This window comes from Lacticaseibacillus zeae DSM 20178 = KCTC 3804 (assembly GCF_000260435.1).
GTDB classification, from domain to species: Bacteria; Bacillota; Bacilli; order Lactobacillales; family Lactobacillaceae; genus Lacticaseibacillus; species Lacticaseibacillus zeae.
Genome location: NZ_BACQ01000033.1, coordinates 14,748 through 26,840, shown reverse-complemented (window position 1 = coordinate 26,840; position 12,093 = coordinate 14,748). Strand labels below are relative to the sequence as shown.

Sequence of the window (12,093 nt, the reverse complement as noted above, 5' to 3'; positions counted from 1 at the left end):
ATTTCACGACAATCTCGAGGTAAGGATCACCTGTTGAACTCACCGGGAACGTCATGAAATAACCTCTGTGAGGTTAACATGCAGCGGTTGAAAGCGCAAACAATATAGGTGCTTGCGTTGATTTAAAACGCCTTTGATATTGCATCGGCTGGTGAAAATATAAATCAAATTTTTTATTTGCTTGATTAATTTACAAGTTGCTTGATGGATAGTTCACTTCTCACGGTTATCATCACCTTGAACAGATTTGGAATTTTTCCACACAACATATTGAAAACGAAAAAAGAGCCGCGCATTTCGCACAACTCCGCTTGCGGTCGGCCCTGTCAAGTTGACAGATGAAATAATATAAAATTTTGGTAGCTTTTAGATGGCCTTATTCCAGTATTCTTCTGGGGTAAGGCCGTCTCTTTGTCCCGAACGGTTGTCATGATTGAAATAGTGGATCCCGTCTTCAACGAGCTGGACGAACTCCTTATAAGTTTTTGCCATTGGGTGACGATCCATCCACCGCAGTTTAAACTCATTCCACCAGCGCTCTATCGGTGCGTTGTCATAGGGCGTTCCCGGTCGCGACATACTTCGTGTCACTTCAAACTGGCTAAGGTAGCGGTTGAATGCCTTAGATGTATAGGCGGAGCCACGATCAGTATGAATGAGCGGATGGACGTTTCCGGCGCGAGTGAAAGTGCGCTGGAAGACCTGAATCTCGGCGGCGGTTGTTTCGGTTGTACTCAGGTTGTAAGCCAACAGATTGCGGCCATAGAGGTCAAGAACGCCACTGAGGCGCATCTTGTACTCGCCGTTGATACCGTATTTCAACTCGGTTGAGTCGGCTAGCCAGACTTGATTAGGACGTTCCACGTAGAAACATTGATTGAGCACATTGTCTTGCAGGTACTGTTCAGATTGCTTGACGCGACTATGCCGTTTTTGGCGAATCTGACACCGAATGCCAAGCTCGCGCATGACGCGACGAACTTGTTTGATCGTGACCGGAAAGTCAATTAGCTCATCCTGTTGTAAGTTGATCAGGAGATTCCCGGCGCCAATGCCTTGGTGATGAAAGTCAAACCAATATTGAGTCCGCTCCTTGAGCTGCCGATCGTGGACTCCCCACAATGTTTCCTCCCGCCTTAAGCCTTTGTAATAAGCTTGACGGCTGACGCCAATAACGTCCAATAACTTTGTGACAGCGCCGTGGTGGCCTTGACTAACTGCTTCGATGGCACGGTAAGCTTGTCGGTGTTGTTTGATCACTCCTTGTGCTGGATTTCCAGTAATTTTTTTACAAAGGCCTCCACTAGCTCTTTGTCCTTGAGCTCAGCTTCTAGCTGACGAATGCGCAGTTTGGCCTTGTCTAATTCGGTTAGATTACGCTTGTCTTTGTGGTGACCACGGTTATCTACCAGCGCCTCATAACCGCCTTCGCGAGCCTTGATCACCCAAGACCGTGTTTGTTGATAAGACACATCAAAATGGGCTGCCGCTTCAGTATAGGAGTGCTTGCTCTTAGTGACATATTCAACGACTTTAATGCGTTCTTCGAAGGTGGTTGTACGACTCATGGTGGGGACCTGCTTTCTAGACGGTGAAGCCGTCAAAGATTGATGATCCCTATTATACATGGCTATCCAACGTTGCAGTTGTGCTGATGAGCGCAGACCAAACTGCATCGTAACTGCGGCTAATGACCCTTCACCACTAAGATAAGCAAGCACTGCTTCAAGCTTTAGCTCTTTGGTATAATGTTGATTCTTTCGAGCTTCCTCTAATCCCTTAATCCCATCACGATCATAGCGTGCCTGCCAACGTTGTAATGTACGATCACCAAGACCGTGTTGACGAGAGAAACTACTGATACTTATATTCGAATGTCTGAACTCCTCCAATATGTGTAACTTTTCTTGAGCTGTGTACTTAGATCTGGGCATAGAAAATCCCTCCATGATCATCAGATGAATTATGATATTTCATCTGACAACCATAAAGGTATTATCGCATCCCGACAAAATACGGTTCGGTCCTTTTTAACTTCGTCCACAACTCTCTCGATGACCGCATTGGTGCGTTGATTGGCCTGACGCAAGGCGTCCAGCCTTGCATTGGGTTCAGACGCCGCTGCAGTGGCTGTTAATGCCTTAAGAATCATCTGTGCCTTATATTCACGAATCGGGTGACTTTCTTCCAGTTGGTGCTTGATCAATAAGTCCTTCATCTTTAACACCCTCGCTTTGTTATCCACTTTTACGCCAGAGACAACCATCAGAGTTGAACACTTTCAAAGCGTTCAGCCATGAGCAACTCAAATAGTAACCATTACTCTCTACAATAGGCAGAATACGCTGATTCTTCCCCTTATGTCAATGTTGTTGGTTTATGTGTCTGACAACCTTACTCCCTAATTTTATCAGATTTTTTCGTCTGACAGCACTTTTAAATTGCTAATCAATTCACATTCCCGTAATCTTGATGTTGTAGCAGTCTCCAAGCCCACACAGGAGGATTTGTATGCAAACCTATACCCCTGAAATTCTGCGTAAAGATTTGTTCGACTTATTGCGCAAAGTAGTAACAGAAGACAAAAAAATAGAGATACCGCTCAATCAACTTTCCGACTCCAAAAAAGTGTCGTTTTGATCAGCAAAGACCGTTATAGAGAATTAGAAGAGCTGGACTTCTTATACCGAACGGGCGCGCTGGCCGTTGTCATGAACCGAATGACGAACGTAAAACCGGATGACTTCAGTGAAGAGAATGCTTACTAACAACTAATATCTGAAGTACGACTTCTTTTTTCTACCGCTTGTACAAACGTCATTTGCATTGTAATTGACAAGGGTGCTTGGGCGTGATAAGTTTCTTATAGGATGAAACTTGAAGCGTATCATTTAATGGCCATCGCGGACTAGTCAACCGCATGTTAATAGATCGTTCGAACGGTGGCGGCTTCCCTGAAGGAAGCCGCTTTTTTATTGTAAAAAAACAGAGTTCTAGTGTAGTCAGCACTAAAACTCTGCACGGTTTACCGCTTTCTACGCTTACGCAAACGCTTTGCAGCGCGCTTATAAGCGTTCTTAGCTGTCGCGATAATTGCGGCAGCAGCAATGGTAATGACTGCTTTGGTGATGACCTCAGCAATCCAGGATGAAACTGAGTCACGTATCAATATGGCTCACCGGCAACGGACGCAGTAGCGGAGCCGCTACCGCTTTTAAGTCTACCAGATAGCGCACTAAATATGGGGTGAATCTTATAGAAACGATCGTTTTTTATTTATCCAATTTGTATAAACCAGGATTTGTTGCTGACTAATTTTAAAATTAAAATTGGTATCTGAATTCCTGACAAGAAATAAAATGCCTTTTGGTACTGAAGATTCTTCGAGTTGTTAGGTCAATGTTGTATCCCTTGTTTACGCCCACTGAATGCGCTAATTATTGCGCTGTTGCAAAAAGACGACAAACAGGCTATGATTTTTTTGGTCGAACTCACTCATTATAATCACCTAAAGAAGTCAGCCATGCGGGGCGGCTTCTTTTTCTTTCTGCCTACCCGCCACAACCATACTTAAGCTATGGTTGCCAATAAGCGTTGCAAGTGATACCTTTTCTATAGGATGAAAATGAAACGTGCCATTTGACGATCACCGCAGATTAACCACCTGCATTAAGTAAGATCGTTCGAACGGTTGGCGGCTTCCCTAAAAGGAAGCCGCTCTTTTTGACACATACCGCTTCAGCAAACCATTTGTCAAAGAGGTCGCTGACAGGTTAAAATCAGCTTGTTGAAGGTGGACAAGTCATCACCAAGGAAGCTAGCCATTTGCGGGGCGGCTTCTTTTTTATGCAGAAAATCGATGTGCTTTGGCGTCGGATATTGGTAAGATAAGCATGCACCCCATGACCAAAACTGTTTTTGTATCAATCAGTTACCCTGAAAGGAGCGCAAACCATGCCAGCCTGGACCGACTTCGAAAAGAAATGAACGCAATACTTCCTCCACAGGAATCACTCATCCTCGATACACTCGCCAAGTTGCACAGCGAACGCATCCGTCGTGGCATTTCTCAACGCGAACTTGCACAAAAGATCGGCATGACGCAATCGCGATTAGCCAAGATTGAATTACTTGACTCTGTCCCCTCGTTTACGACCCTTAATCTTTATGCAGCAGGGCTTGGCCTTAAGTTGAAAATTTCGATCATTTCATAATTATCGGGATTAGTCTTTACCCGATTGGTAAATGTCGCATCGCTTAAAACTACTCAGCCAATGTGGTATCGATACCATGTTATTCATTCACATTTGGGCTGATAGTGTCTAAAAATAAGTAAAGAAACTGCCGACTAACATCATTTTGTTCAGTAAGCTTTTAACTTACGCGCCGATCAAAGGATCTAACCGTCTCATCAAGCCACTCAAGCAATCCTGGTTTAGTCCCAAGAATCAGCCGAACTTCATCAAACTACGCCATACCATAACAAAGACAGCTCACCAAATGGCAAGCTGTCTCAAATACTAACTTTATTCCTAAATTCCCGTTAACATAGACCCTAAACCCAGACTTTTTAGGGGTACTGCGGTTTATCACTTTTGTTGCGCCGGTCATTGCTCATTGCGGAGCTGACTGGAAACGAGTCGTTACTCGTTTTGATGCATACGTTTGTAAGCAAAGCGGAGAATCCCAGCGAGTCCGAGCATTAGTGTTCCCACGAAGGCCAGAACACCATTTTGCTGTTCACCAGTCCCTGGCATCTTGTTGGTTGCCGAGGAGGTCCCATTGCTTTGATTTTCTGAATTACTTGCCGTCGAACTAGTGGTGTCTGAACTACCAGTGGTTGGCGTAGGATTTTCCGTATCCTTGGTTGTGTCATCCGACTTGGTGTCTGAATCCTGTCCGTGGTCTTTGACGGTCGAACTGTCTTTTTCTGTGCCTGTTCCGGTCGAGCCACCGTTTCCGGTGTTTGATCCGGCTGAACCACCATTACCAGTATTTGATCCAGTCGAGCTGCCGCTTCCGGTGTCCGATCCAGTCGAACCGCCGTTTCCGGTGTCTGATCCTGTTGAACCACCGTTACCAGTATTTGATCCAGTCGAGCTACCGTTTCCGCTATTTGAGCCTGTTGAGCCACCATTTCCGGTATTCGATCCGGTTGAGCCACCATTCCCGGGGTTCGATCCAGTCGAACCACCGTTACCAGTATTCGATCCGGTTGAGCCACCGTTTCCGGTATTTGAACCGGTCGAGCTGCCGCTTCCGGTGTTCGATCCAGTCGAACCACCGTTTCCGGTATTTGAACCGATCGAGCCACCGTTACCTTGTTCAGCCGCTTTGACAGCCGCAGCAACGGCCGTCTTCAACGCTTGCAGCCGCTGAACTTGTGCCATCTTACTGCTTGGATCACTGGCCGCCTTACCGGTATTCAAGGCAGTTGCAACATCACTAGCCCAGCTGTTACCGGTTGCGGGGTTTTTGGCACTTGCAACAGTTGCAGGTGTCGCATTGGTGATATCGTTTGCAAGCTGGGAAAGTGCGGCGTTGAGGATCTGATTGATATCTGCTTTGATTTCGTCAGCCGTCGCCGTTCCGGCTTTTGCTACTTGGGTCAGGCTATCAACGTCAGCAGTGAAGGTCTTGCCAGTCGCGGTATCGGTCAGGCCGCCAAGATCAGTTCCAAACAGGTCCTTGACTGATTGCAGTTGGTTCAGCAGAGCTGCCTGCTGATCTGCTGGCAGTTTGGTTGCCAGTTGATTGATGGCGGTTTGCAGCGCGGTCGTTGCTGCGGTCAACGAATCAATCGAGGCATCACTTTGACTCAATGCCTTTTGGGCTGCCTGAATGGCTGTAGTCAAGGCTTGCTTGGAAGCATCGGTAAATGTTTCACTTACCTGCTTGCTTTGCGCTTGTGTGATCAAGTTCTGCAAGGCCGTCTTGGCTGCTTGAACTTGAGCGGGATCAACTGTCTGAATGTTCTTCAAGTCATAAGTGACAACTGAAGATTCGTTCCCATAAGGATCAGTTGATTTGAATAGGAAGGTGCCATTAGCAGTCACGTTCACGCCAGCGGCTGGCACATCCTGATAAGTTTTCCCATTATCTTGACTGTATTTGACTGTTTCACCAGTCCCTGCGGCTTTTGCCGTCAAGGTCACCGATTTAGCTGGCGCAGTCGTACTTGGGGTGACCGTCGGGGAGGCCAAAGTCTTCTTGGGCTCATAGTAAACCGTGATCTTCTTGGTTGTCACATTGTTACCCGAATCGGTCGCGGCAACCGTCAAAACATTCTTACCTTCAAGCAGCTGAACGCTCTGGTTAATGTCAAGTTTGCCAGGCTGACCGCTGTTCAGATCAACGTCATCATAGGATGTGTAGACGTTGCTACCATCGATCGACAAAGAAAGGGAATTAACGTTGTCAGTTGCAGTCCCAGTAATCTTGAAGGCGGGATCATTCGTATAGATTGGTTTGTCAGTCGACTGGTCAAGTGACAATGTCGGCGGAACCGCATCAAGAATAAAGGTCAAGGATTCTTGGAACGTCTTGTTCTGGGTAGAGTCGCCAACGACAACACCAAATGGCTTCTGACCGGCTTTTCCAAGATTTAATGTAAAGCTAAAGGTCTGATCGCTCTTGATGGGTACTTGTTTGCCGTCCACTTGCAACGTGGTTGTCGGATGCTTAACTTTCCCGGTGATTGTCGCAATGCCCGTCTTAGCATCATAATACTTGGACGTACCGACAGTGACCTGGTTCGACCCAAAACTGACATTATTATCGAAGGTCACGGCATTTTTCAAAACATCTGGGTCATTTGTTGACGTGATGTTTTTTTGCTCTGACGTTTGATTGCCGTCCGCATCTACTGCAGTTACTTCAATTGAGTTAGCGCCATAACTAACTGGTACTTCGGCCGTGAACTTATGATTTTTGTCAAGAGTTGCGGTGACGGAGCCGCTGTCAGTGCTGATCGCAACTTTAGTCGTATCTGCACTGACGGTACCGCTAACCGGGATCTTTGTTTCTGAAGTTTGATCTAATCCCTTATTGATGACCAGATTGGTAAATGTTGGTGCGACAAGCCGAACGGCAACGTCTGCATGCTCGATCAGATGGGTATGGGCTTTATCGCTATATAAATCAACTTTGGTCGTGTAGTCCCCTGCACTCACCGTCATCTTGGCTGAAAAGCTGTTCTTAGTGGCATCATAACTAGTCGTCAAGTCATGCTGCTTGCCCTTGGCATCCGTGTAGGTTCCATAGATCGGCTCCGGATACGTGCCACTGAAAGAATACGTTCCTTCTTTATCATTCGTCGCGGAGTAACCGTCAGCTTGAGACGTAATTTTATCTGTCAGCCCACCATCATTAAGAACTAAACCATAGGAAGTTGAACCAGGCTTCTGGACATTTGCCGTCAATTCGCCAGCATTAGAGGCATTATCATACAAACTAAACTCAACGGCGTTATCACCTGCAGCGATCGTTTTGGCTTGTTCGTCGGTCAAAGCCGTTTCAACTTTGGTGTAGCCATCGGCAGTTTTCCCAGTCGTTGTGAACGTGGTCGGGATGTTCGTCACCTGGTTGACCGAAGTCTGAGCGTTGCCACTTACATCTAAGCCACTAAAATCATCCTTTGCTTCAGCGGTCAGATAATACTGAGTCTTGCCATTTTTGGTTTTTTGCGTCAAATCAAGGTTACGCAATTCTGGCGCCTTTGAATCAACCTTAAATTTCACGTCATACGTTTGTGGTTTGTTGCCACCTTCAGGGGTACCGGTCAAGCGGTAAGTATAGGTGCCATCTGCAACCGTTTCGATCTTGCCATTCTGCTGATTATAATACGTTCCGTCCCAGGACGGTGCATGGTAATATACCCAGCTGCCAGAATTTGAATCATAATAGGTCTTGGTCTGATTGGTTGAGGTGCTGAGGGTTGTCACTAGCTTGCCTTGACTATCCAACACCTGGACCTTGACTTGACTGATATTCCGCAACAGATAGTACTGCATAGCAATTTTGTTGTACACAGCATCCTCTGTAGTAGATAAAGCCACCGCGTCTGGATCAATTTTGTAGTTTCCTTTTGCATCCTTAACCAATCCACCACGGAACTGGTAACCGAACATCCGGTCACTCAAGATTGGCATGGTAGCATAATTAGGCACCTGTGCGGATGACAGCTTGCCGGTCGGATCAAAGGCGGGGCCATTCAGTGGATCCACGATCGACTCGTTGTCCCAGTCTCCATAAAAGCCCATGTAAGGCAGGTTCAACCGTGATCCATCACTGCCTTTGAAATTAAGGAAGCCTTCCACAAACTGTTGCTGGTCAAAATTCTTCGGAATCGTCAAATTGAACGCTACGGATACGGATTTACCGGCTGGCACAACGATCGTACTTGCCGGTTTGATGCTGGCACCATCGATTTTTTTGTCGTACAGCGTGCCGTCTGTTTGATCAGTGGCTGATGTGTAAACGGCATTGGTGTCTTCATTATTGTCCATTTGATAGGTCAGTTGATGTTTGGTCCGGTTTGTGAATGTCAGTTTGAAGGTTTTACTGTTGCTAGTAAAGTCCTTAAGTTCAACTGCCGGATACCCATTTTCCGACACGACTGTCGACGGATTCTTCTCCAAGGCATCAATCGCGGCTTTCACGTCAACCAGCCCGGCACCTTGCCGCCGTGGGGACACAATCACATTCTTATGGTTAACGTCATTGATCGGTGCAGCTGTGTTCATCTCGATCGTCTTCAGGAAGTCAGTCAGTGTGCTACCCTTCAACTGCTGATATTGCGTATAAAATGAGTTCTTCTTATTGGAAATCGCCTGCTTCAATAGTGCCTGTGAACCCGCGATAAACGGTGAAGCCATGGATGTCCCAGACAGATTGGTATAAGAATTATTGTTCTGCGTTGACCAAATATTGCCACCAGGTGCCGTGATATCCGGCTTAAATGAAAGATCGGAAACTGGACCATACGACGTGAAGCTCGACATCCGATCATTGGTGTATTCCTGGTTAGGTAACAGGGCCAAAGCAATTTTGACATTCAGGCTATCGTCAGGATGTGCAGTCACCCAATCAACCAGTTTTTGACCTACCACATTTGATAAGCCAAATGTTGGGAAAGTTGCGGTCAATGAAATTTTGGTCAATGGCGTGGCTGTCCCGTCATTGTTGACAATGATCAATCCAGCCGCTCCAGCTGCCTCGGCATACTTTTGCTTGTCAGTGAAGGGCAGAACACCACGTTTGACGATGGCAATCTTACCTTTCACATCGGTGTTTGCGTAGTCTGCTTCGGCGCCAGTACTAAGGCCACCTTTACTATCTTTGACAACCGCAAACTTTTTCCCATTAAAACTGCCAGTAAAGTCATTGCTGGACAGTTGAATCGATTCTGGCCCGAGTTTAAGTTTACTGCCATCGGTGATGGTGACAGCCTGACCGATGACATCGGTGTTTTCGGCTGATGCCACGGTCGTCGCACCGCGCGAAGTGCCTGGTGTGCCAACAGTTTCATTATCATCTAGGCCAAAATAATCTTTGTTAACGCCATCCGTGCTTGATCCTGAGGCCCCGTTATTCCCGGCTGAAATAACGGCCGCCGTCCCGGAATCATTCGCGTTTTTAACTGCGGCGATTTCCGGATCCTGCAGCGTTTGGTTCCCGGAAACTGAGCCAAGCGACATATTCAGCACGTCCGCACCTAATTTAGCGGAATCCTCGATTGCTGATACCAGTGTCGATGACCCAGTTGTGGCCGATGTATCTGAATTAGTGAAGACTTTCATGGCCAATAATTGAGATTCTGGGGCAACGCCAACAACAGATGTGGTAGGGTCATCCCCTGTCCCATTGGCACCAACAATCCCCGCAACATGCATGCCATGCTGCTCATCAACGGTATCGTCGGTGATCGTATTGTTGTTATCGGCATAATTAAAGCCATAGGGTACTTTGTCCGTAAAGTATTTGCCATGCTTAGCCGTTTTAGTGAACTTCGCAACGTCAGACTGCGATAACTTAGCTGTCTTGGCATTGCTGAGACGCATATCTTTATGGTTCGGATCAATCCCGGTATCAATGACGGAAACAACGGTCCCTTCGCCTTTGTACTTGTAATTGGACCAAACCGCCTGAACGTTTGCCATCGAGTTCGCTTTCGCATCGGTTGGATAGTAAACCTTCGCCAAGGTAACCGTTTTAACCCCAGCGATTTGTTCCAGCTTAGGAATATCGCTGACCCGGACCTTGGTGGTAAAACCGTTCACAACATAGCCATAGCTTTCGCCGATAGCCTGCTGGGTCACCTGCTGAACCGCGGCCTTAACACTGGCTTGCGCTGCAATGACTTTATTAGATTGCTGTTGAATTTCTGCTGTGCTAGAGTAATCCGTTTTGAGGGTGCCATTTTCCGATGCCGGCGCGGCGCTCATCTGCACGATGACGTCAACGTAAGCATCCTGTTGCTGAACGCGATTCAGACGATTATAGTTGATCCCTTTGCCGCAAGTTGTGTGGCGATCGCCTGATTTGTTGCCGCGGCAGTTGTCTCAGTTGCCGTTTGTTTGGCGACAGTGGCTGTTTTTTTGGTGCTAGTTGCCTTTGCCTGTTGCGAAATAGCCGCCTTTGCCTGAACTTCACCAACTGGCAAAATAGCCAGAGCACCCAAAGTCACCGTACTCATTAAGACGATCGAAATGCCTTTCTTTTTCGATTGCATGCAATATCCTCCAATTCCCATAAATGACCAAAGCTGCCTAAATTGATATATTAATATAGTCAAGATTATATACTAAAATTTATGATCTTCAACGAGTTTTTTAACCTTTTATTAATTTTCTTGACAAATGCACATACACGTCGGCTTTGCTACGCCATTTTCAGACGGTGCTTCCTTTTCAGAATTTCTATATGTGAATATGAGAAATTGCGTTGAATTTTATTAACAGCAACGTTAAACTAGACGCACGTTCTTTCGGCAATTTACTTAAAGAGGAGACCTGGTCGATGAAAAATAAAATGCGCGTGCCTGTACTGGCTGCAGGCATGGCTCTTGTATTGCTATTAAGCGGTTGTCAAACTAAGCAAACAGATAGTCAGACGGTTGCGACATATGCTGGTGGTAAGGTCACGCAACAGACTTTCTACAAAGAATTGAAGCAGTCACCGACAACCAAAACCGTTCTCGCCAACATGCTCATTTATCGCGCGCTTGATCACTCCTATGGCAAGTCTGTCAGCGACAAAACGGTCAATACCGCTTACGACAGCTACAAGCAACAATATGGAAACAACTTCAGTGAGTTCTTGAGCCAAAATGGATTCAGCCGCAGTAGCTTCAAACAGAGTCTACGCACCAATTACTTAAGTGAAGTTGCCTTAAAGAAACTAAAAAAAGTCTCCACCGCGAACCTCAAAGATGCGTGTAAGACCTATCAGCCTAAAGTTACAGTTCAACATATTCTGACAAGTGACGAAACAACCGCTCAGCAAGTCATCAGTGATCTGGCGGCTGGTAAGGACTTTACCACGCTTGCTAAGACTTATTCGATCGATACGGCGACCAAGGACAAAGGCGGAAAAGTCAGTTTTGAATCCACCAGTAAAAGTCTGGATTCGACCTTTAAAACTGCGGCCTACAAGCTAAAGAATGGCGACTATACCAAAACGCCAGTCAAAGTCACCAATGGTTATGAGGTCATCAAAATGGTTAATCACCCAGCCAAAGGTACCTTTGCCAGCAATAAGAAGGCATTAACTGCCAGCGTATACGCCAAGTGGTTACGCAACAGCTCTGTCATGCAACGGGTGATCAGCCAAGTCTTGAAAAATGAAAATGTCTCGATCAAGGACAAAGACTTGGCGACTGCATTAGACAGTTATAAAACTGCCGCAACGACCAAATAAGTTATGTTGGCTTACTTGGTTCTGTCGGTTTGCGCTTGATTTGACTGGATCGAACACCTAGTGATCTGAAAAAACCAGCTTTTGACAAATGCAGGCAGGAAATAAATATACCAATTATAAAGAGCCTACAGATCAGCAAATGAGAAATGCTTGCTGATCTGTAGGCTCTTAACT

6 protein-coding genes and 1 pseudogene are annotated in these 12,093 nt (G+C 46.3%); 3 read left to right on the top strand and 4 right to left on the bottom strand.

The genetic code is table 11. The features are described 5' to 3' along the window. Window positions 1–366: 366 nt before the first annotated feature. The 3 genes from GSO_RS07425 to GSO_RS15735 are packed head-to-tail and all read right to left on the bottom strand — an operon-like array spanning window position 367 to window position 2,218. Entirely contained in the window at window positions 367–1,260 is an 894-nt protein-coding gene (locus tag GSO_RS07425) for an IS3 family transposase (RefSeq protein WP_010490688.1), read from the bottom strand. Continuing rightward, window positions 1,257–1,934 carry a helix-turn-helix domain-containing protein gene (locus tag GSO_RS07420; protein ID WP_010490687.1) on the bottom strand — a complete coding sequence of 226 codons (678 nt, stop codon included), beginning with the start codon at window positions 1,932–1,934 and terminating at the stop codon, window positions 1,257–1,259. The genes GSO_RS07425 and GSO_RS07420 overlap by 4 nt, the downstream gene beginning before the upstream one ends. Before the next feature lie 29 nt (window positions 1,935–1,963). After that, entirely contained in the window at window positions 1,964–2,218 is a 255-nt protein-coding gene (locus GSO_RS15735; protein ID WP_044112733.1) for a hypothetical protein, read from the bottom strand. A gap of 293 nt (window positions 2,219–2,511) precedes the next feature. Here GSO_RS15735 and GSO_RS18505 point away from each other — a divergent pair, with 293 nt between their 5' ends. Continuing rightward, a complete protein-coding gene (locus GSO_RS18505; RefSeq protein ID WP_263850300.1) occupies window positions 2,512–2,640 on the top strand; it encodes a hypothetical protein in 129 nt (42 codons plus the stop codon). A 1,343-nt stretch (window positions 2,641–3,983) separates the two neighbouring features. Further along, the gene (locus GSO_RS07405; protein ID WP_029345551.1) at window positions 3,984–4,214 is read left to right on the top strand and encodes a helix-turn-helix domain-containing protein; all 231 of its coding nucleotides are present in this window, start codon (window positions 3,984–3,986) and stop codon (window positions 4,212–4,214) included. Between the two features lie 429 nt (window positions 4,215–4,643). Here the strand turns inward: GSO_RS07405 and GSO_RS15725 are convergent. Continuing rightward, window positions 4,644–10,732 (bottom strand): annotated as a pseudogene (locus GSO_RS15725) (S8 family serine peptidase). A 287-nt stretch (window positions 10,733–11,019) separates the two neighbouring features. Between GSO_RS15725 and GSO_RS07395 the strand changes: the two are divergent. Then, window positions 11,020–11,919 carry a peptidylprolyl isomerase PrsA gene (locus GSO_RS07395; RefSeq protein WP_010490678.1) on the top strand — a complete coding sequence of 300 codons (900 nt, stop codon included), beginning with the start codon at window positions 11,020–11,022 and terminating at the stop codon, window positions 11,917–11,919. Window positions 11,920–12,093: the final 174 nt, after the last annotated feature.